Origin of the sequence: Bifidobacterium tsurumiense, assembly GCF_000741765.1 — a bacterium.
GTDB classification, from domain to species: Bacteria; Actinomycetota; Actinomycetes; order Actinomycetales; family Bifidobacteriaceae; genus Bifidobacterium; species Bifidobacterium tsurumiense.
This window is the reverse complement of record NZ_JGZU01000003.1, coordinates 91,623-113,686: the sequence shown is the minus strand read 5'-3', so window position 1 is coordinate 113,686 and position 22,064 is coordinate 91,623. Positions and strand designations below refer to the sequence as shown.

General features: G+C 50.7%; 16 protein-coding genes and 1 CRISPR repeat array. Of the genes, 9 read left to right on the top strand and 7 right to left on the bottom strand.

The features are described 5' to 3' along the window. Nucleotides 1-74 precede the first annotated feature (74 nt). The 5 genes from BITS_RS01340 (at nucleotide 75) to BITS_RS01320 (ending at nucleotide 8,673) form a co-directional block, all read left to right on the top strand. A complete protein-coding gene (locus BITS_RS01340; RefSeq protein ID WP_052366666.1) occupies nucleotides 75-3,488 on the top strand; it encodes an HNH endonuclease in 3,414 nt (1,137 codons plus the stop codon). Nucleotides 3,489-3,499: 11 nt separating this feature from the next. Continuing rightward, nucleotides 3,500-4,402, top strand: a complete 903-nt coding sequence (gene cas1 / locus BITS_RS01335) for a type II CRISPR-associated endonuclease Cas1 (RefSeq protein WP_026642919.1) — start codon at nucleotides 3,500-3,502, stop codon at nucleotides 4,400-4,402. Between the two features lie 2 nt (nucleotides 4,403-4,404). Beyond that, nucleotides 4,405-4,737: a CRISPR-associated endonuclease Cas2 gene (gene cas2 / locus BITS_RS01330; RefSeq protein ID WP_026642920.1), complete on the top strand. Its 333-nt coding sequence runs from the start codon at nucleotides 4,405-4,407 to the stop codon at nucleotides 4,735-4,737. A gap of 50 nt (nucleotides 4,738-4,787) precedes the next feature. After that, nucleotides 4,788-5,591: direct repeats of the CRISPR family, unit length 36 nt; unit sequence CAATCTTATCAAGAGGGTAGAAAGCTAATTCACAGC. A 264-nt stretch (nucleotides 5,592-5,855) separates the two neighbouring features. Then, nucleotides 5,856-6,365, top strand: a complete 510-nt coding sequence (locus BITS_RS01325) for a hypothetical protein (protein WP_152571148.1) — start codon at nucleotides 5,856-5,858, stop codon at nucleotides 6,363-6,365. A gap of 271 nt (nucleotides 6,366-6,636) precedes the next feature. Continuing rightward, the gene (locus tag BITS_RS01320) at nucleotides 6,637-8,673 is read left to right on the top strand and encodes a GTP-binding protein (protein WP_026642922.1); all 2,037 of its coding nucleotides are present in this window, start codon (nucleotides 6,637-6,639) and stop codon (nucleotides 8,671-8,673) included. On the opposite strand, the gene BITS_RS01315 is transcribed toward BITS_RS01320, so the two are convergent. The 3 genes from BITS_RS01315 to BITS_RS01305 form a co-directional block, all read right to left on the bottom strand. Beyond that, the gene (locus tag BITS_RS01315; protein ID WP_044259208.1) at nucleotides 8,670-10,022 is read right to left on the bottom strand and encodes an MFS transporter; all 1,353 of its coding nucleotides are present in this window, start codon (nucleotides 10,020-10,022) and stop codon (nucleotides 8,670-8,672) included. The two genes, BITS_RS01320 and BITS_RS01315, sit on opposite strands and share 4 nt — an antisense overlap. Nucleotides 10,023-10,341: 319 nt before the next feature. Then, the gene (locus BITS_RS01310) at nucleotides 10,342-11,346 is read right to left on the bottom strand and encodes an aldo/keto reductase (RefSeq protein ID WP_026642923.1); all 1,005 of its coding nucleotides are present in this window, start codon (nucleotides 11,344-11,346) and stop codon (nucleotides 10,342-10,344) included. A gap of 146 nt (nucleotides 11,347-11,492) precedes the next feature. Continuing rightward, on the bottom strand, nucleotides 11,493-12,863 hold the full coding sequence (locus tag BITS_RS01305; RefSeq protein WP_026642925.1) for an FAD-dependent oxidoreductase: 1,371 nt from the start codon (nucleotides 12,861-12,863) through the stop codon (nucleotides 11,493-11,495). 383 nt (nucleotides 12,864-13,246) lie between these two features. Here BITS_RS01305 and BITS_RS01300 point away from each other — a divergent pair, with 383 nt between their 5' ends. Beyond that, nucleotides 13,247-14,155, top strand: coding sequence for an SPFH domain-containing protein (locus tag BITS_RS01300; protein ID WP_229774901.1), 909 nt, complete (start codon nucleotides 13,247-13,249; stop codon nucleotides 14,153-14,155). 183 nt (nucleotides 14,156-14,338) lie between these two features. Here BITS_RS01300 and murI read toward each other — a convergent pair whose 3' ends face one another. Further along, nucleotides 14,339-15,118, bottom strand: a complete 780-nt coding sequence (gene murI, locus BITS_RS01295) for a glutamate racemase (protein WP_026642927.1) — start codon at nucleotides 15,116-15,118, stop codon at nucleotides 14,339-14,341. 357 nt (nucleotides 15,119-15,475) lie between these two features. On the opposite strand from murI, the gene dapF reads away from it, so the two are divergent. Beyond that, nucleotides 15,476-16,375: a diaminopimelate epimerase gene (dapF, locus tag BITS_RS01290; protein WP_026642928.1), complete on the top strand. Its 900-nt coding sequence runs from the start codon at nucleotides 15,476-15,478 to the stop codon at nucleotides 16,373-16,375. Nucleotides 16,376-16,507: 132 nt separating this feature from the next. On the opposite strand, the gene BITS_RS01285 is transcribed toward dapF, so the two are convergent. Further along, nucleotides 16,508-17,218, bottom strand: a complete 711-nt coding sequence (locus BITS_RS01285) for a vitamin K epoxide reductase family protein (RefSeq protein ID WP_081693612.1) — start codon at nucleotides 17,216-17,218, stop codon at nucleotides 16,508-16,510. Nucleotides 17,219-17,365: 147 nt separating this feature from the next. Between BITS_RS01285 and BITS_RS01280 the strand changes: the two genes are divergently transcribed. Further along, complete coding sequence (locus tag BITS_RS01280; protein ID WP_026642930.1) at nucleotides 17,366-18,271, top strand: PHP domain-containing protein; 906 nt, start codon at nucleotides 17,366-17,368, stop codon at nucleotides 18,269-18,271. 188 nt (nucleotides 18,272-18,459) lie between these two features. Here BITS_RS01280 and BITS_RS01275 read toward each other — a convergent pair whose 3' ends face one another. Then, nucleotides 18,460-18,684, bottom strand: coding sequence for a DUF3107 domain-containing protein (locus BITS_RS01275; RefSeq protein ID WP_026642931.1), 225 nt, complete (start codon nucleotides 18,682-18,684; stop codon nucleotides 18,460-18,462). Nucleotides 18,685-18,813: 129 nt separating this feature from the next. Then, nucleotides 18,814-20,358 (bottom strand): phosphotransferase, encoded by a 1,545-nt coding sequence (locus BITS_RS01270; protein WP_238556524.1) that lies wholly within the window; start codon nucleotides 20,356-20,358, stop codon nucleotides 18,814-18,816. Between the two features lie 155 nt (nucleotides 20,359-20,513). Between BITS_RS01270 and BITS_RS01265 the strand changes: the two genes are divergently transcribed. Next, on the top strand, nucleotides 20,514-22,013 hold the full coding sequence (locus BITS_RS01265; protein WP_152571158.1) for an ATP-dependent helicase: 1,500 nt from the start codon (nucleotides 20,514-20,516) through the stop codon (nucleotides 22,011-22,013). Nucleotides 22,014-22,064 lie beyond the last annotated feature (51 nt).

The following is a 22,064-nucleotide window of genomic DNA, read 5'->3' as shown; positions in this document are numbered from 1 at the left end:
GGCAATGCCTCCCCGTTTTTTTATATCATGACATGCAAAATGATGTTCGCCTGTTCGGGTGATATGATTGTCGAATGGGTATTATGTATCGCGTCGGAGTAGACGTCGGATTAAATTCAACGGGATTGGCTGCTATTGAGGTCGATTCGGAAGGTAAACCAATCAGAATCCTCAATATGCAAAGCGTCATTCATGACGGGGGTGTTGATCCCAATTCCAATAAAACAGGAGATACTAGAAAGCTAATTTCTGGCATTGCCAGACGAACTAGAAGGATGCGTCGACGCAGGCGGGCAAGACTGGCTAAGCTCGATCATTTTTTGTCTGAACTGGGTCTGCCTATAGAAGAGTATGGAGACGAATCATTTGAGCCTTGGGTGGTTCGTGCAAAGCTGGCTGATGCGTATATTGAGGACGAGGAAACTCGTAAGAGGTTTCTTTCGATAGCCTTCCGCCATATTGCACGGCATCGTGGTTGGAGGAACCCATATAAATCCGTTCAGTCACTATACGATCTGAATGTTGATGATCTGTCCAAGCAATACGAGTCTCTGTGCAGTTCGGGTGGTTGTGACAAGGAAGACGGTCTCACCCCTGCGCAAATCGCTGTGGAATATGTCAGAGCTAATGCCGGTAATCCAGCTCCGAGATTCAGAAAGAGCACGAATCAGAAGTATTCGAACAACCAAACGCTTTTTCCTCAGCGCCTCATGCAAGAGGATAACGCATATGAGGTTTCGTATATTTGCCAGCAACAAGGGATAGACGAGGATACGGAACATTCGATAATAAGCAAGATATTTGACTCTAAATCACCTCGTGGTTCGGCCAAGGATCGAGTGGGCAAGGATGTGTTAACCGGCGAACCACGTGCATTGAAAGCTTCGCTGGCGTTCCAGAGGTTCAGAATAATTGCCGCACTCTCGAATATCAGTATAAAAGTTGATGGGGTCGTAAGACCGCTGAACATTAGCGAAAAGCAAAGAGCATTCAACGTGTTGGCCGATATGGATGTCAAAGATCGACCTACATGGTCAGATGTTGCGCAGAGTCTAGGAGTGACCCGCCGAGAAATCAGGGGAATCGGTGGCATTCAGGACGGTGAAGATAGGGTTTCGAATAGGGCTCCTGTCGTGGAATCTTATTTTGCGCTTCGTGATGCTGAAGGTGCTCTGAAAAAACTGGTCGTGAAGGTCATTCTCCCATGGTGGAATGAAGCCAGTGACCAGGAACGGGAACATCTTATTGAATTGTTGAGCAATACCATCGATATCGATTCTGTACGAGATGATTTGGACTATGCCTCCGCTTTTGATCTCATTGATTCATTTGACGATGAGGCTTTGGCACAACTCGATAATCTCAAACTGCCAAGCGGACGAGCGCATATTCAGTGCGGGCCTGCCTTGACATGGCGGATCGTATACTCAACACATCCGATAACCTGCATGAGGCGCGCAAATACTTGTATGGGGGTCACCGATAATTGGCGACCGCCACAAGAGCCCATTGGTAAGCCCGTGGGTAACCCTTCGGTTGATCGAGTCCTGAAAATCGTGAATCGATATCTCATGAATGTGACGAATCGATGGGGCCGTCCTGTCAGTGTTAATATCGAACACGTTCGTGACGGATTTAGCTCGTTGAAAGTTGCTCGCATGTATCAGCGTGATACAGAGCAAAGAGCGAAGTACAGGGATTCGATATTCCAGGAGATGAAGCGCGAGGATCCGAAGATTGATAGATATCAAGATTCGCAGATAAAGCGCTGGGAAGCGGTCCAACGGCAGGGGAGTAAGTGCCTGTATTGTGGATCACTCATTGACTTCTCAAGCTGCGAACTAGACCATATTGTGCCTCGAAAGGGAGTTGGAGCCACCAATACCAAGACAAATTTGGCTGCGGTGTGCGCAAATTGCAATAGGAATAAGTCGAATACTTTGTTTTCGAGGTGGTGCCATAGTGATTATGCAAGCGAACACGGAATAACCCTCAAGGCTGCACTTGAGCGCGTCGATAGCTTCCTCTTTCCTGCCGGTATGTATAACAGAAGGGAAAGCCTGAACTTTATGCGTGCGGTCAAGGCGAGGTTGCAACAGAAGACTGAGGACGAGGCCCCTGATAATCGCTCAATAGAATCAGTGGCTTGGATGGCGGATGAACTTCACAAACGCATTGACTGGTATTACAACTCTGAACGATATCTTTCTCGAGATACCGAGAATTTGCCGGATCGGCAAGTTGAAGTATTCGTGTATGCAGGCAAGGTAACGGCAATGGCCCGGCGCTTTTCGGGGATTGAAAAGCAGATTCATTTTGCTGGTCCGCATGGAAAGACAAGGCTTGATCGAAGGCACCATGCTGTCGATGCAGCGGTTATCGCGTTGATGCATCATGGCATGGCAATGATTCTCAATGAGAAAAATGAATTGAGAATGGCGCAGTTCTACACAAATCAACTTAATCAGAATGAGATGGATTGGAAAGAATATCCTGCTGGGACCAGCAAAGGCCCTCGTTATTTTGAGTGGGTTGACGACATGCACTCATTGCTTGAACTCATTAACAATGCTCTGGATGCTGATCGAGTAAAGGTCCTTCGAAACATTAGGTTGGAACTCGGCAATTCCCGTGCCCATAAGGACACGATCCACAAATTAGTCAAAGTGCGACTGGGCGATGCTCTGGATGCGAAGCAAATCAATAAGGCGTCCACGCCGGCACTGTATGCTGCCCTCACTCGTCTTCCAGAATACAATCCAAAAAACGGGTTGCCTGAAAATAGCGACCGGGAAATCACTGTGAATGGCAAACATTATGCGGCAGATGATGATGTACTGTTCTTTGCAACCGACGCGGCACAGCTTATGGTCAATGGCGGCTCAGTCGAAATTGGCGATGGATTCCATCATGCTCGTGTTTATAAGTGTGCAAAATTCAATAAAGCAGGGAAGCAAACTGGATTCTTCTACGGAATGATTCGAGTCTTTGCTGCGGACTTAGTGCATGCCGCTCATGAAGACTTACTCTCCGCAGAGCTCCCGCCACAATCGCTCAGCATGCGATATGGTGAGAAAAGAACAGTGGATGCCATTTTGAGTGGCCACGCTGAGTTTGTAGGGCACTTGTTTATAGGTGACGAGATTCGATTAAATCTCGGGAAAGTCAACTACACGGGTCAAGTGAAAGAGTACGAAGAGGTATTGAGGGATTCGAGTAGCCCGCATATCTATTCAAGCTGGGTGATTGACGGATATTACAGTCCTTCAAGGCTAAGACTGCGGCCTTTGTTCCTCTCAAGTGAGGGCATTGATAAGATGCCGATAGAGCAGCAAGGCGTGTTAGGCAAGATGTTTAAGCCCGGTTGGTTACCAGCCGTAGACGTATTGTCAAGCTTTGAACCTGAAGTTCTACGCAGAAATGGCCTAGGTGAACCTCGATGGTCATCTAATTCTGGATTGCCTGTCTCGTATCGATGGCGTGAGTAAAGAAGGCAGAGATGCAAAGTGCATGGCGCATCGTGGATTGTTGTGATTTACATGGTTCATTGAAGTATGAGCGTGGCAGATTGCTGGTTTATGACTCGGTCAAAGACACATCCACGGATGCGCCACTATCTGATATTGCTGTTTTGCTTATTGGACTGCATTGCAATTGTTCCGCCGGTTTATTGCATCAATGCTCTGTGTATGGCGTTTCCGTGATGACTTGCGACTGGCGAGGTATCCCCATTTCGGCTATGCATCCATGGTCAAATATCAATACGCGTATTAACGTGCGGTATAGGGCACAGATTGAACAGACGATACCTCGGCAGAAGAATCTCTGGGGACGAATCATTCAGTCGAAGATCCGAGGACAAGCAGCGGTACTGGATGTTTTAGGCATTGACGGTGGCGGTCATCTTAGAGGACTCGCTGCCGGAGTCCGTTCAGGGGATTTAACAAATGTGGAAGGAAGAGCTGCACGAGATTACTGGTCGGCACTGTTTGCAAGAGACTCCGATTTTCATAGAATCCCCGGTAGCGGTGATCCTAGGAACGGGCAACTAGATTACGCATATACCATACTGAGAGGCTTCACGATCAAAGCCGTTATCGCAGCTGGTTTATGCCCATGTTTGGGAATACATCATCATAATGGTGGTAATTATTTCTGTCTGGCAGATGACTTGATAGAGGTCTTCAGGCCTACAGTAGACGTAAAGGTTTCACAGCTATCCGAAAATGATTCGTTAATTGACAAGGAAGTCAAGCGATATCTGATCTCCAACATTAATAGACAATTCAATGGCGAAGGATTAACGATTCCGAGCAAAATCAATGATTTCAGCCAGCAGTATGCACTGTATGTGGAGCGAAAGCTAGACAAAATTGAAATTCCACAATATGTCAAGGATTAACCATGAAAATCGACGAGGATAGTGGTGGAATGTGGTGTCTTGTTATGTTCGATCTTCCTGTTTTGACCAAGCGAGAACGTCATGATGCTGCTGTGTTCAGGCATTTGCTCCAGGATATGGGATATTGCATGATTCAGTTTTCCGTGTATGCCCGTTACTCACCAACGGCAGATGGGAACCGTACGACTGTTTTGAAAGTCAAAGAAAATCTTCCACCTAATGGAAAAGTGAGGATTTTGCACATAACCGATAAGCAATGGTCAAAATCTCTCCGATTTGCAAATTTAAGGCCTCAACTAGAAGATGAAACACCTGACACTTTGCTGCTTTTTTAAACGCAAAACAACCTGAAAACGTTGAAATCTACCCTCTTGGCGAGATTGATCAATCTTATCAAGAGGGTAGAAAGCTAATTCACAGCCACGTGGCTTCGTCGTGCGTGGAAGTCTCAATCTTATCAAGAGGGTAGAAAGCTAATTCACAGCGCTTTGGAATCCGTGAAATCACAAAATCCAATCTTATCAAGAGGGTAGAAAGCTAATTCACAGCAATCATCCTCGCATGTGTCATCCTCGTTCAATCTTATCAAGAGGGTAGAAAGCTAATTCACAGCGGCTTCGACGGGCTGGATGCCGTTGATGCAATCTTATCAAGAGGGTAGAAAGCTAATTCACAGCGCTGGGAGAGCTGTCCAAGGAGGAAATGCAATCTTATCAAGAGGGTAGAAAGCTAATTCACAGCTTTTTTCTGCTGTCTCTTGCAGCACTTTCAATCTTATCAAGAGGGTAGAAAGCTAATTCACAGCCCGGTAGAGCATGTCGAAGATGTCTCTGCAATCTTATCAAGAGGGTAGAAAGCTAATTCACAGCCCTCGGTCACCGCATATCCTTTGTCGCACAATCTTATCAAGAGGGTAGAAAGCTAATTCACAGCGGCATCCGGCCAAGCTCTGATTAGTGCTCAATCTTATCAAGAGGGTAGAAAGCTAATTCACAGCCGTGCCCGTCGAGGAATTCCTGTTCGTTCAATCTTATCAAGAGGGTAGAAAGCTAATTCACAGCCCTGACGGCGTTCATCAGTGTTTCCAAGCAATCTTATCAAGAGGGTAGAAAGCTAATTCACAGCAGGTTCTCGAACATCAAGAATGGTGACACAATCTTATCAAGAGGGTAGAAAGCTAATTCACAGCCTGTTCGGGTGGCTTGCATTGTAGCTATCTTAACAATTACGCCGAATACATGATAGGTGCTACTTCTTGTTAGCTGATGATGTGCGCTTTACATCACTCCAGGAAACGAGAATCAGCTAAAACGTGGAATCAGAACGATGGTGTCGTATTTACTCCTATTTGAAATGGATCAATATTCGAGACTTATCTACAGATATTATGAGAAATGGTTCGATGGCACTAGCCTTAAGAGCATGTGACTATATAAAGGCAGGGAGGGAAGCCATGTCACAGAATATAAATCAAGCATCGCAAAATCAAGGGAACCCACAGTATCAGAAAATGCAAACTCAACCACCGATGCTTAGGAATGTGGATTCAAGGTATGGCTTTGGGTATATTGCGACAGCAAAAGTATTGGCGTGGGTCGGCGTAATACTGACAATTATCGTGGTACTTGTTGGAATTTCGGAAATGTCTGACTCCGATTCGAGTGATTACGTATTCGTGATCATCGTTGGTATCCTGCTTGGGGTCATTATTTTGCTTCCATATCTGCTTCTTATCAAACTATTCGAGAATGTTGCACGCATTGCACGTGTTGCAGAGATGACTGCAGAGAGAAATGGATATTTCTTGCAGCCTGTTATGACACAACAACAGGGTCAGCCCATGACACCTCAATCAATGTCGACTCAACCAATTCCAGCACAATCAACCATGATGGCTCAGCCAGTTCAAACAAGTCGGTCTCAACAGCCAATTCAGACGGCAGTTCGGAAATCCCAGCAATGATTTAGTAGAAGTTGAATTTACCAGACTGCACTTCAATATCGAAAATCTTGCGGTTTAATATTGAGGTGCAGTTTTAGTATTTGCAGGGTTTGTTAGCTCTAATAATGAACGGTTTAGCCTGAAACATTCCGTGAATCTGGTGTATCAGGAGGATGCTCGAATTCTTAGACGGTTGGGTTTAAGTATCTGAAATGTTCGGCGGGCGAGTCACAGCGTACAATAGGAACCCGTTCCAATTTAGTGGTATCTAGTATCAGTTTTAGGAGCCAAGTTGACCCGTATTGTTGCAGGGATTCTCGCGCACGTCGATGCGGGTAAAACCACGCTTGTGGAAGGGCTCATGCATGAATCCGGTCAGCTGCGAACACTGGGCCGTGTGGACCACGGCGATGCATTCCTTGATACGGATGCGATGGAAAAACAGCGCGGTATCACCATTTTTTCCAAGCAGGCTCAGCTGAATTATCATGACCTGCAGCTCACACTATTGGATACGCCGGGCCATATTGACTTTTCGGCAGAGATGGAACGAACGCTTTCGGTTCTCGACTATGCCATCCTGGTGATCAGTGCCTCAGGCGGTGTTGAGGGGCAAGCAGAGCGGCTGTGGCGTTTGCTGAGTAATCGCAACATACCAACTTTCATCTTCATCAATAAGATGGATGCGGATGGCGCAGATAAACAGGCAATCCTAGACGAGCTTCGCCAAAGGCTTTCAGAGAACTGCATCGACTGCTCAGGTGTGAGCAGATTGACGACAGATAAAGTCGTCCAAGAGATTACACATGGATCTGAAATAGATGAATTAGGCAATCCAAATGCTTTGTCATCCAGCGTCAATGACAGCGAATCGGCCACGCTCCCGGAATTTCAAGAAGATGTTGCCATGTTGGGCGATGGGGCAACGCAAGAGTTCCTCGATAACGGTGCCATTTCGACCTCAACCATTCGTTCTTTGATCACTCAGCGCGCGATGATACCGGTTTTCTTCGGTTCTGCTTTGAAGCTGCAAGGAATCGATACGCTGCTCAATGGTCTGCGACGATATGCAGAAGAACCTGTGTATGCTCAAGAGTTTGGGGCGCAGGTTTTCAATATTTCCCATGATCCGCGCGGCGAGCGACTGACCTGGATAAAAGTTACAGGCGGCACACTCCAAGTGAAGTCTCCTCTGGATCCTGCAAACAATCCGACAGAGAAGAGCAACCAACTCAGAGTGTATTCGGGTGCCAAATTCGAATTGGCAAATGAACTTCCTGCCGGCTCGATATGCGCAGCAACCGGCCTGACCAGCACGCGGGCAGGAGATGGGTATGGTACTCAGACGAATGCTCCTGCCCCGACTATGGAACCGGTTTTGGAATATACCCTTTTGCCTGGCGAAGTGGATGTGCACAAGGCATTGCAAGCTCTGCGAATCCTCGAAGATGAAGATCCGCTGCTGCATATTCGCTGGGATGAGCATGTCGGTGAGGTCCGAGTCAGACTTATGGGCGAAGTTCATCTCGAAGTGATCAGACAGATGATGCTGGATCGGTTCGGATATGCGGTGGATTTCGGTCCCGGAAGCATTTTATACAAGGAAACCATTGAACAGCCTGTTATCGGTGTGGGCCATTTTGAGCCGTTGCGACATTATGCAGAGGTTCATATTTTGATGGAACCAACGGGAGAAGGAAGTGGACTCAGCTTTGCTGCGGATTGCGACGACAATATTCTAGCGCCGAATTGGCAACGCTTGGTGCTGACCCATCTGAAAGAGCGCGAACATCTCGGCGTGCTTACGGGATCCCCGATAACGGATATCCGATTGACGGTGATTTCAGGTCGGTCACACCCTCGACATACTGAAGGTGGCGACTTCCGAGAGGCAACATATCGGGCTGTTCGACAAGGATTGATGAAAGCGCAAAGCGTATTGCTTGAGCCATGGTATGAATTCCATGCGGAAGTGCCGCAGGAATTCATTGGCCGTGTGATGGCTGATGTGCAGCGCATGTCGGGGCAATGCGAGGCGCCTTCTGTGGATGGCGAGTTTGCAATGGTATCTGGCACTGCACCTGTGGAACAGATGCGAGATTATGCCATAACAGTGCATGCTTTCACACATGGACGAGGCCGATTTGATTGCCGTGTTGCGGGTTATAAACCATGCCATAATGCTGAAGAAATAATCGAGCAAGCGCATTACGATCCAGAAGGCGATGCAAACCACACGCCGGACTCAGTATTCTGCGCGCATGGCGCTGGTTACGCCGTGGCGTGGAACCGAGTTGAAGATTTCATGCATGTGCAGGATGAACGCTAATTCGCTTCCTCATCAATGCCAGTAGGCCACATGGTCCATATGCCGGCCACAACGGTGATGATTCCAGAAACGATGAATATCCACTCAATCGGAACGAAATCGGCAAGAGGCCCGGCAAACAACATTCCGAAAGGCATGGAGAAGGAGATAGACGCATTCACCAGTCCGAATACTCGACCCTGCATAGTGGGAGGGACGTATTCTTGGATGTAGGTGAAGGTCGGCGCATTCATCAATGGAATCAAAAGGCCAAACAGCACGAAGGAAATCACATAAACCCACATCGAATTCATCAGGGTATTCGCCGAGAGTCCCATGATGATATTGGCAATACCTGTTCCTGCAATACCGATGCCTAGGGATGCCAACCGACGTTTGAATCCACCCCAAGCAGTCATGATCATACCGCCTACGACCATGCCGATACCGAAGGTCAGTTCGAAGAATCCGAGTTTGTCGGTTATGGAGGTCAACTGAACAATCCCAAGGTCAAAAGGTGTTTCGGCAAAATTGCGATTGACGAAAATCGAGGAAAGCATGGTCGGGGACGCGCAGATCAGGCATGCCAACGTAAAACCTATGAGCATGCGTCGCAGCGTCGGGTGCTGGAAGCTATACAGAATGCCATCTCGGATATCCGCCCAAGCAGATTGGTGCTCTTGATCGGAGCCATCAATAGTTACTGTGCTGTATTCTGTCTCTTCGGGTGACAGCGTTGCCGTCGAATGTGAAGTGGCTTGGCCTTCTTGTGGGGACTCTACTCGGATCAGCAGAATGCACCCGATGCCGATAATCGCAGTGAACACATCGACGAAGAGCACCGATTGTAGGGCGAATCGTCCGATAAGCACGGCGCTGATAGCCGGCGCCACAATATTGAGCAAGGATTGCAGCGTGCCGTTCAAGGAATTCACTCGCATCAGATGTTGCGACGGAGTGATCTCCGGAATAAACGCGCCGACTGCGGGCGATTGAATACCTGCCCCGACCGACCGGACGAAGAGCACCACGAAAACGAACCAGGTTTGCGCATTGCCAGTGGCATATGCAATGGCCAAGCACAAGGTGATACCCGCAATAACCGCATCTGGTGAGACAATAAGCAGTCGTCTCGAGAAGCGATCTGCCCATGCCCCTCCGAATATGGAAATGAAGGCTTGGGGCAACATACCGAATATGGTGGCCCACATAATGGTGACGCCTGAATTGGAGCGGATTGCCAAATCCCACCAGATCGCATATTGCACCAAGCTGGATCCAAACAAAGAAATGAATTGGCCGCCTATGAGCAAAATAACGTTACGCAACCATGCTGTTTGAGGCGTGGTTGAAGATAGGTTCTGTGACATTGCATCGCTCTCTTCTATTTGCGGTGGTCAGTGCCTTGGGAGGAACCCCCATCTATCGCAGATCAGGGCATCAATCACACTAGCATGTGGCGCCGGAGTAGCGTCGTCCTTCCCTAGGCTGAGGGCTGAAAGCGGTGCATATGACGAAAGTGCGGCTTGGCAAGGTGGTGGGACTGTGCGAATAGCTGCTGCTGGGAATCAGGTTGCATAACAATGAATGACTATCGGCACGTATGAGTTGGGCCCACGCTCAGCGAGACGTGGGCCCAACTCAACTTAAGCCGTTTCGGTGATATATGCAGCCGAAACAGCACAGGGACTACTTTGCGATTTCGTCGATTGCCTTGAGCTCCTTATCGCTGAAGGTGGTGTTCTTCAATGCGGCGATATTGTCAAGAATCTGCTGTGGCTTGGATGCACCGACAAGCACGCTGGTCACCTTGCCATCATGCATAAGCCACGCCAATGCCATCTCGGCTAGGGTCTGACCGCGCTGCTGAGCAATCTCATTGAGCTTGACGATCTTGTCATGGACACGATTGACGGCCTCCTCATTGAGGAAACGCCCGTCATGTGCCACGCGGGAATCGGCAGGAATGCCATCCAAATATCTGTCGCTCAATAGCCCTTGATTCAGTGGGGAGTAAGTGATTAATCCTTTGCCCAGCCGATTTGCGGTTTCTTTGAGGCCGTTATTTTCGACAGTGCGGTCAAAGATGTTGTATCGGTTCTGAGCAATCACAAAGGGCACATGCAGTTCATCCAAAATAGCCTTGGCCTGTTCGAGGCGCTCGCCGTCGTAGTTGGACAAACCAACATACAACGCTTTACCGCTGGAAACTGCCTGAGCCAAGGCTCCCATGGTCTCTTCAAGTGGCGTTTCCGGGTCAGGGCGATGATGGTAGAAGATATCCACATATTCCAGTCCAAGACGCTCAAGGCTCTGGTCAAGGCTTGCCAACAAATACTTGCGGCTTCCCCAATCGCCATAAGGGCCGCTCCACATCTCGAAGCCCGCCTTGGTGCTGATAATGAGCTCGTCACGATGATGCGAGAAATACTCATGCAGAATACGGCCCGCGTTCTTCTCGGCGCTGCCTGGTTCGGGGCCATAGTTATTGGCAAGGTCGAAGTGGGTTATGCCGTTATCAAATGCCGTGAAACACAGCTGCTTCATTTGCTCATACGGGGTGATATCGCCGAAATTGTGCCACAGACCGAGGGAAACGGCGGGCAACATCAACCCGCTTTTGCCGCTGCGGTTATATGTCATTGAGTCATATCGTGACGGATTCGGTGTGTACACGCTGGTAGGTTCAAACATGTCTTAGTCCTTCATTGGAAATTCATGGTGTGCAGTCGTCATACTAGCAGGACTCCGCTATGAGTTCTCAGTGTATTGAAAACAGCTTCGCCGTGCTCGGTATCAATTGCTTGAGCAACTTATACTAAGCACGGCGAAGAGGATAACTACTGCTGGGTTGCGGCTATTGCCACAGCGCCGATGAAATTGATCGGCTGGCTGAAGTTCGGCTGGAAGAGCAGATCTGCGCCGGCCAAATCAGCGATCGTGAACTTGCCTTGGATGGCAACGGAGACCACATTAGCGGCCAGGGACACATCATGCTTCGAAAGGAACTGGGCACCGAGAATGCGGCCATTGCTCTTATCCCACACCAATGTCGCGGTCACTGGAGTGGTGGTCAGCATGAAATCAGGACGATAATCCTGGGTAATGGTTACCGTACCGGCATCGAATCCGCGCTTGACGGCTGAGGCATGGGTCAGGCCGGTTGCGCACATCGTCAGATCGAAGAGCTGCACTGCGCTGGTCGCCTGAGTGCCGAGATATTCGTGGGTCGGTTCGACAATATTTTCGCCGATCAGCAGACCTTGACGCACGGCATTGGTGGCCAGCGGGATGTAATCGGCTACGTCGGTAGGGTTGTAATGCACTGTTGCGCTATCGCCGGCAGCCAGCACATCACTCAGCACGGTGCCGTCTGGGGCAGAGGCGCGCATGTACTTGTCGATGACGATGGCTCCGTTGTCAATGGTCTGCAACTGATCACGGAAGAGATCGGTGCGCGGGCGGAATCCAGCTCCCATGATTGCCAGATCGGCAGTGTATTCACCTTTTTCAGTGACAACGGTGATTCCCTTGCCGTCCTCCGCAGGACGGAATGCGGTGACCTTCTGGCCCAAAGCCAGAGTGACGCCGTTATCGGTATATGCTTTTTCGACGGCTTCGCTAACGGCAAGGTCGAAATTATTCTCCAAAACATGGGGGAGTGCGTCAATAAGAGTGGTCTTTACCTCAATGCTGTCGAGTTGCTCAGCCAGTTCGGCACCGATATAGCCAGCGCCGATCACTACGGCGGTCTTTGCATCCTTGACCTTTTCCTTGATCGTCAGCGCGTTGTCCCAGTTCTTGCACAGGAGCACTGATCCTGCTTCGACTGCTTCGTGCAACCCCTCGATAGGAGGCAGAACCGGTGCGGAACCTGTGGTGACCACCAGCTTGTCGAATGTGTATTCAGTGACCTCGCCGGTCTTCATATCCTTGGCATGCAGAGTCTTTCCCTGAACGTCAACGTCAAGCACATCATGCTGCATATGCATTGTGGCGCCAGCCTCGGTAAGCGCTTCAGGAGAGGAATAGAACATACGATTCGGATCGCTCACATGATTGCCAACCCACAGTGCAATGCCGCAAGAGAGGAACGATAAGGAGTCGTTACGCTCGAAGACATGCACAGTCCAATCAGGATGGTTATTCAGAATAGAAGTGGCGGCGAATGTACCTGCGTGGGTGCAGCCGACAATGGCGACAGTAGTCATGTGAGCTCCTTTGCTGCTCGTATATGGCATCATGCGGGGCGGCGAAGCCATATTCGGAACGTTTCCGAACCTTGGCATCGTTACCTGCGTGCTCAAGTGTAATAGATGTACCTTGTTCGCGGAACGGAAAGTTAAACATATTTTCATAAAGTTGTTGGTATTGGCGATATTTCGGCAAAAATATGTGGTATTGGCACGAAGGTGTTTCAGAATGTAACCAATTTTTTGGAATATTCGGCGTTTTGCCAACTGGAAATCAGCCGTGGAATCGCATCGGTGAGTATCGCAAACATGAATAATCGCGCAATGCTAGACTGAAAACTGAATCTAAGCCATGGACGGCTCGGATCACAGTCCTAAGGGGGCCAGAGATGGGAGCCACAATGGTATCTATCATCATCCTGATTGCTATTCTTATTGCATTCCTCGCTGCATCGGTGTTCATCGTCCCGCAGCAACAGGCATATATCGTTGAACGCTTCGGAAAATTCCAGTCGGTGATGTTCGCAGGAATACATATGCGCATTCCATTCGTGGATCGCATTGCCATGAAGACGAATATGCGAGTTTCTCAGCTCAATGTGAAGTTGGAAACCAAGACATTGGACAACGTATTCGTCACTGTCGTGGCATCCACGCAGTTTCGCGTCAATCCGGAAAACGTTGCAACGGCATACTACGAACTGCGCGATCCTGCGGGACAGCTGCGTTCATACATGGAAGATGCATTGCGCTCCGCTATCCCGGCTCTGACTTTGGACGATGCCTTCGCGCGCAAGGATGATGTTGCGGCCGATGTGCAGAAAACCGTGGGCAACGAGATGTCTCGCTTCGGTTTCACGGTGGTGAAAACGTTGATCACCGCGATTGACCCCAGCCCGCAGGTCAAGCACGCCATGGATTCCATCAATGCAGCTCAACGCGAAAAGGAGGCGACTCGCCAGAGGGCAGAGGCACAGCGCATTCAGATAGAAACACAGGCTGCCGCTGAAGCCGAGAAGACGAGGCTGCAGGGTGAGGGACAGGCGAATTACCGTCGCGAAATCGCCAACGGCATTGTCGACCAGATCAAAAGCTTGCAAGCGGTCGGTATGAATATCGGTGATGTCAACAATGTCGTGCTCTTCAACCAGTACTTGGATGTGATGCGCTCGCTTGCGGAATCCGATAATGCGAAGACTGTTGTGTTGCCCGCTTCGACGCCTGGTGGCTATCAGGAACTCTATGAGCAGACGACCAAGGCCATGCTTACTGCCAATGAGGTTCAGCATGGTGACGGCCGCAATAGGTAGTCAATACGCTTAACTTCTCGCGTATCCATGTGCGCAGTGCCTCGGATTGGGCACTGCGCACATTGTGTTTCAAGATAAGGGAGTTGAAAGCCTAACCTTGTGAACGATATTCGCCTCGTTGAACACTTTGGAGAGGAGGCTGGCCGGCATATGGCCGGCATATGGCAAAGCGTTTAGTGCACATCAATCCCGATTGAGTAGGTCGATCGATAAGGTGTGAATGCGTTCACTAGAATCTGAGTTCGAAATGGCGACCGAACCGATCTGATCTTTGGGAGCCAAGGCATCTCGGGATTCAAGCACTTCACGAAGATGGCGTATCGTTCCGGCATTGCCGTCGATAATCGCTGCTGTTTCGGGCAGAAGCTTCCTGAAATAGTCACGGTAAAACACAAAATGGGTGCATCCAAGCACTACAGAATCAGTCTTTTCCATATCATATTGGTCAAAAAATCGATGCAAAGTACTCATGACTCGTTCATCATCGTCGAGTTGGCCATGTTCGACAATGCTCACCAAATCGGGGCATGGCTGGGGATGGATATCATGTCCTGCCTGGAAGCGTTCCATCAAAGCAGAGAATTTATGTTCGCGCAATGTGAGGGGTGTAGCCGCAACAATTACCCGCTGTGGCTTGCCCTGACCGCGATCGCAAGCAAGCTTGAGTGCCGGTTCCATGCCGATAATCGGGATGTCATAAGCCTTGCGTAAATCATCGACCGCTGCTGAAGTGGCGGTATTGCAAGCGATAACAATGGCCTTGACACCTTGGCTCATGAACTGGTCGACTATGGAGAAGGATAGTTCGCGCACTCGTTCAGGAGTTTTCGTGCCATATGGTGCGTGTGCGGAATCGCCGAAATACACCACATGCTCATTGGGGAGGGTTTGTCGCAATTCGCGGACTACTGATATGCCTCCCAATCCTGAATCGAATACTCCGATTGGCGCTGTGGATGTCATATAGCCTCCTCAATTTCATGGTTCAGCGTACTCGGGGGCAGTTACGTGTGGGAATTATCCACGGCTTGCTTCGTTCTCAATCGCGCTTTCTTCGAGATTGTTCGTCTGAGATTGGTCTGCTGGCGACAGTCCTCGTGTACTTATTGTGTGCGCCATATATTGCAAATATGGTATCGGAACTCAGAGGTATGACCTTCGGCTTCCGCTGTCGGCAATGCAGCCAATGCGGCATGTACTCATGGCACGCTCCTGCTTCCAGACGATCCCTGTGCGAGCGCACAATGATCTGCGATGCTCATATTTCACTGAGAGAACGCTGCATATCATGAATCGCGCAATACTAGTATTCTTAAGAGAATGAGCATTCCAACAACTGTGTATAAAACGCACGCAACAGGCAATGATTTCATTGTGTACGCGGATCCGGAGGGGAAGTACGATCCCACAGACGTTGAGGTCCGTGTTCTGTGCAACCGACATTTTGGGGTAGGCGCTGACGGTCTGATTCGTTTGGCTGCTGTCAAGGACGTGCCTGATCTTGATGAGCAAACGCTGCAGCTGTTTGCCGAGGAGCAGGTCGAGTGGTTCATGGATTACCGCAATGCTGACGGCTCTCTCGCAGAGATGTGCGGTAACGGAACTCGAGCGGTCACGTTATTCGCACAACATCAGGGCTTGATCAGTTTGAGCGAGGGTGAATCGGTCAAACTGGGCACCCGAGCAGGCGTCAAGACCCTGACCTACTTGGGTGATGTGGAACCCTGCGGCAAGAACACTTTCCGTGTGGACATGGGTGGATGGGGACGAGGCGAACTCGATGCCTACGCCGTAACCATTCCAGGATCTGAAGGAGCCGCGCGAGGCACTTTCGTTGATATGGGCAATCCCCACGTCGTGGCTGTGATCAGCGAAGAATCCTCGACTCTGCCGGCTATGGATATGCTGAATCTCCGTGTGAAGCCTTTGGTCTCTCCGACCATCGAGACCGATCAGAATGTGGAGTTCGTCAGCATCGATGAAATTGACGGAGCAAACAACCGCGGTATTGCGACCATGCGCGTCAATGAGCGCGGTGTTGGAGAGACCCTGTCCTGCGGCACGGGATTATGCGCAACGGGTATTGTGTTGCAAGCGAAGACCGGAATCGATCACTGGACGATCGTGATGCGAGGCGGCACTTTGCTGGTCGATGTCAGCGATGATGACGTGACGCTTACCGGATCGGCCATGATGGTGAGCAAGGTGGAACTGTTGTAGTTTTCAATGCCGGTGTCACTGGGTGAATGACGAGTGACACCATATACAAATGCCGGTGTTGGTTGCAATGACAAATCGCATTGCGACCGACACCGGCATTCGTGTATCAGGTTGTATGAGCCTTATGCAAGATCAACCGATGAGGGCTGGGCCATATTTGACGGCAATCAGAGCGATCAGTGCCACAATCCACACTGCATCGACCATAAGATCGTAGTTCAGGCGATAATATGTGCGCAGCCACCCGGCTTTAGATGCGAGGTTGCGATCGCTTATTGAAGCATGTGAAAATGCCATGAACTGGACTGTGGTAGAGAACATCAATAACAGGCACCACGGGCACAAAGCATTGATGACGAACATGGATTGTGTGAACAGCCAGTACGAGTAGAACAGGGCTGCCAGAGAGCCGAACCATGTGCATATGGAGAACCAGCGGGGAAGTCTTGCATGTGTCAATCCGATAACGGCTATGGTGACAAAAACGCTTTCGGCAGCGATGCCAAAGAAAGCATTGGGGAAACTCAATCCCGCAAAGTGGATGAATTCCGACTGCCAAGACTGCGCTACCGTCGAGCAGGACAATACGCTATTGACATCGCATCCCAGGCTTTGATTTGGATGGCGAGCGAGTTGCAATGTCTCTGCCGACAAGATGAATGAGACGAATAAGGCTACGGCAGACGCAATCAGTGCTACTGCATACACCCAAGTCGCACCATGTCTCCACCCCTTGAGCTGAGCTGCACCGGGTTGCGAAGCGTCGGTTGGGTTGGAATGAGGTGAAGAAGATTGCGCCACTGTGCCGTCATTGTTCTGGCTCTGTGTGTTCTGTGTGGTCATAGTTGTGTTGGAGCGACGATGCGACTCCACTCCTTGTCATCTGTTCGGACGATCCTCAACAGATATTGTAATGTCCGCGCTGACTCGTGGAACCGCCCAACACCCATTACGTAGGAAAATAGAACGCGAGCGAATACGATAGGGATTATGGTTGAAACCGACTTTTCTGTGCTGCCGCCGAAGTCTGGCTGGGACTTGCATTGCCATACCGTGTTTTCGGATGGCACGCAAAGCGTCGAGTTCATGGTGCATGAGGCGTGGCGCAGGATGCTGCATGGCGTGGCCATTACTGACCACGACACTACTGCGGGATGGACCGCGGCTCAGGAGGCGGCGGAACGTCTGGGCGAACCCGTGGTTCGAGGCACGGAGATCACAGCGGTTGATGACGGTGTATCCGTCCATATGCTTGCATTCCAATACAATCCACGCAGCCAACATATCTCCAGGCTCTTTGCGGATACGCGCAAAGCTCGACTGGAACGAACCAAGAAAATGGTGGCGCTGATTTCGCAGGATTACCCCATTGATTGGGATGATGTGCTGGCTCAGGTGAAAGAGGGAGAACGCACTACCATAGGAAGGCCTCATATTGCCGATGCTTTGGTGGCGGCTGGGGTGTATCCGAATCGTTCCGCAGCTTTTGCCGGTATTGTCAGCACTCGGAACAGATACTATGTTCCGACTCCTTCTCCGACCACACACGAGGTGGTCCGTGCTGTTGGGGAAGCCGGAGGTGTTTGCGTTATCGCCCATGCAGGCGATCCCATGCGCAATCGGAGACTACTCAGCGACGCACAGATAGAAACGCTCATTGATGAAGGGCTCGATGGGCTGGAAGTGTGGCACCGCGGGCATGATGAGTTCCAGCGACGCCGATTGCTTGGTATTGCCAAGCGTCATGATCTATTGGTCACGGGTGGATCTGATTGGCACGGGGCCGGCAAACCCAATGTGCTGGGCGAGTGCTTGACCGATGACGATACCGTCAAGGAAATCGTGGCACGCGGTGCTATTTCCTTGGCAGGTGTTGACGCGGCCAATCTTGGGTAGCATCATTCGTGATAATGGTTATCTGAAGAAATGCTGCATTCTGCATTACGAATAAGCAATGAAGCAACACGAACTTGAATGCATCAAAATATGAAGAAGGCTGTGGTGTGCAGTTGCGCTCACCACAGCCTTCCCAGAGAGCCGGAGCAAGTCATAAGAAACGGCCTGTGCTCCGGCAGCAACAAGCATTACAGGGCGCCGAAGCCTACTGCATGCTTGGTTTCAGAGCCAATGATTGCGTATCCCAGTGCATGTGCAGGCACTACGATATGGCGTCCCTTGGTGTCGGTGAGGTTGATGATGCCGTTATTCGCCACTGCATCGGCAATGGCTGCGCTTACTTGGTCGGCGTTGTCATCGGTGGAGAAATTCACCGGGCGGGCGACATTGACGATACCCAATTCGATATCCATTCGTACTCCTATTCGTGAGTTGTGCTGTCTTGATTGGCACTTCATTCCGAAAGTCACAGGACAATCAGAATCATGCGCAAACTTGTTTACGTGCCATTGTGGCCGGTGCCGAGGCAGAGACGCGAACGGTTACGCTTTCGGCGTGGATTCGCCGGTGTCATCCGGATCCAGCCGCTCGTTGTCATTCGTATCATCATTGACGGTTTCATCCTCCTGCTGCTCGTTGTTAGGGGAGACCATGCCTTCGGTTTCCAGTCCGGCCTTTGCATCCCGCATTGCACGCTCTTCGCGTTCTAGCAACGGGATGGCGATTGTTGCGGTATTGTCCTCAAACGTTCGGGAAGATTGCTCGATGCCGGATTCATTCGTGTCATCGAGAATATCGCGATCATGCGAAGAAGCCGAAGCCTCGATATCGCTGATCGCCATCGTGACATCAGATGGATTGCCGGTCTTCTCAGCAGCGCTTGGAGCAGGCGATGCAACTGTTGCGGTGCCTGATTGCACAGGTCTGTCGACAGTGGAATCATCCTGTGACGCAACGCGAATCTGTGCTGAACCAGTGCGGTCGCTTTCGCCGGTTTCGTCACTCACATCCTGAGCACGTTCCTGCTGCGCAGCCTGTGCCGCGGCCTTGCGCCTATCGGAATCCTGCAAGAGCGTTCCCACGGTGATCGTTGATGGGGGATTGCCCGACGTCTTCCCATTCGCATCGGCGGCACGAGAGGGTGCAGAAGACTTCCGTTTTGTTGCCAAGCTCAGCTGGTGGGCGAGGCGTTCAACATGGGCTTTGAATTGCATGATCTTCGCATTGTCAGCGCGGTTCAAGGCCTGAATGAATTCACCGACCTCTTCCATCTGCAGCCACAGATTGGCTCGGAGCATGATGAGGTCATCAAGTCGAGATCCCAGCATGCGACCATACGCCGATAACACCGCGTTGCGGTGCGCGTCATCCAACGAGGAGAAAATCCAAGCCAGATCCCGAGCAGGGTCATTGACCTGCATATTTTGCCAATTGGTGACGGCGGTAATGGCTGATCCGGAAAAGAGGAAATCCCCATCGGCGAATCCGCCGTGCACAGGGCAGGTCGCGAAGGACCACAGGCCATCGGTTTCCATAATGTCCGACCAGTTGCTGGTGATCTCAGAGGGGACATGACCTGCCTGCCGCAGACGCTTGATCCAAGCCGTCAATTGCGCACGAATCTGACCAGTGGAAAATACGGGATATCCCGCTTCCTGCAGGAAGTTGGGCCGTAGCCTATGAATCGCGCCAATGGCAGTGCCAACACTGGCGCAATCCTCCAATGTCAGCAATGACAAGGATCGTGCCTGCCCGTCGTGGTGCACGGCAACCATAACGGAGGTGTCTCCCGTTGCGCAATGCTCTTCATCGCCATCGGTAGCGGCCGCCACTTGGTCAAGGGCAAATCCGAGGCCACCGGGTTCACGTGCCTGTGCCAATGCGCGAGCTGCCCGCACTCGTCCTGCAAGCCGTTTGCGGCCATCTTCCTGCGATGTGGCAAACACATCGAACAGGCGGCCTGTGGCATCTTGCACCACGGCTTGACTGATGCCTTTGACTTCGTCGGTGGCGTTCGCTTGCTCTCCCTCGCGCACTCCGGCTATGGAAATGCCAGGCATGGCCGCAGAGGTAAGCGCTGCCAACATAAGCTTGCTTCGTTGATTCACAGTTCCACACTAATACACAGTGGGGGCTAGAAACGACTTATTCTGTCGATTTGCGTACTAATTCGTGGACTCATGGTGTTCGTGCAACGCGATATCAGGCATTGAAGTTGGGGATGGCTGACACAATGGACGCTATGAATGCATCCGCTGAATCGATTCTCGAAGGGCTGGACGAGGCTCAACGTCTTGCTGCAACTACTGTGCAGGGGCCGGTGCGTATCATTGCGGGCGCAGGAGCGGGCAAGACACGCACTGTCACAAGGCGTATTGCATATGCATGTGCCAGTGGTCGATGGGATGAGCGGAAAGTATTGGCGGTCACCTTCTCTGTCAAGGCTGCGGCGGAAATGCGTTCCAGATTGGCGGCATTGTCTGTCGGCGAGGGTGTCAAGGCGGCAACATTCCACTCCGCCGCTCTCCACCAGCTACGTCGCGTGTGGAGCGATATCAGTGATTCATATTTCCCGACGGTTATTCGTGATCCGCAGGCATGTTTGGACCGTGCCTTGAAGCGTGTCATAGCGGGCGACAATCCGTTTCATCCAGTGCAGATGAGGGATTTGCTGCATGAGGTGGATTGGTGCAAGGTCTCGCTCATCGCACCCGAGGACTATCCCCGTGTGTGCTCCGCATTGCATAGGCAGCCTCCTGCGGGGATCGACTCCCAACGGTTCGCAGATATTGCCATAGCCTACGAACAGGAAAAAACCAACAGAGGGGAGATCGATTTCAACGATATCCTGCTCATTGCCTGCCATGTTATGGATGATTTTCCTGAGGCAGCGCGAACCATCCGCTCTTCAATAGGCTGGCTCACAGTCGATGAGTATCAGGATGTCTCCCCCTTGCAACACCGACTCATGAAGTTATGGCTCAATGGCAATACCAATGTGTGCGTCGTAGGGGATCCTGCGCAAACCATATATTCATTCGCGGGTGCGAGCAGCTATGATCTCTTGCATTTCTCTGAGGAGTTCGCGCCACTTGCCGCGGACGTTAATCTTGCAACCGATTACCGCTCAACGCCTGAAGTGGTGAATTGTGCCAATACCGTGTTGCAGGCAGCTCCGAACCGGGAAGATTATCTTATACTGAACGCCGTGAGACCCAAGGGCGCTCGCGTATTGAAAATTGCATATGACCATGACGTTCAAGAGGCTATGGATATTGCACAACGCATAGCTCAGTGGAAGCGTCAAGGCGTATCTCTTGACGATTGCGCCATTTTGACGCGCATTAACAACCAGCAGTCGGTTATTGCGAGGGCTCTGTATCAGGAAGGCTTGAAGTATCGAGTGCGCAGGGATTCTGGATGGCAGCAGTCTGCGCTGGACGTTGATGGCTCTGATAAGGAAATTGCTCTGGCTGCTCATGGTATTGCAAGAGAGGAAGCTGTCACCATATCCACTATTCATGCGTCCAAGGGCTTGGAATTCAAGCATGTGTTCATTGTGGGATGTTCAGAAGGACTCATGCCTTATGGTTCTCCTGATCCGGGTGATGACTTGGAAGAGGAACGGCGATTGATGTATGTGGGCATAACGCGAGCCCAAGATTCATTGCAACTATCGTTTGCGCGGAGCAAGGAGCAGGGAGGGGCTGCGTCAAGACAGGGGAGCCGTTTCCTCGCGTGAGCAGTTTCTTCTTGTGGTTATTTCCTCGTGTGGTCGTTTGGGACGGCCTCA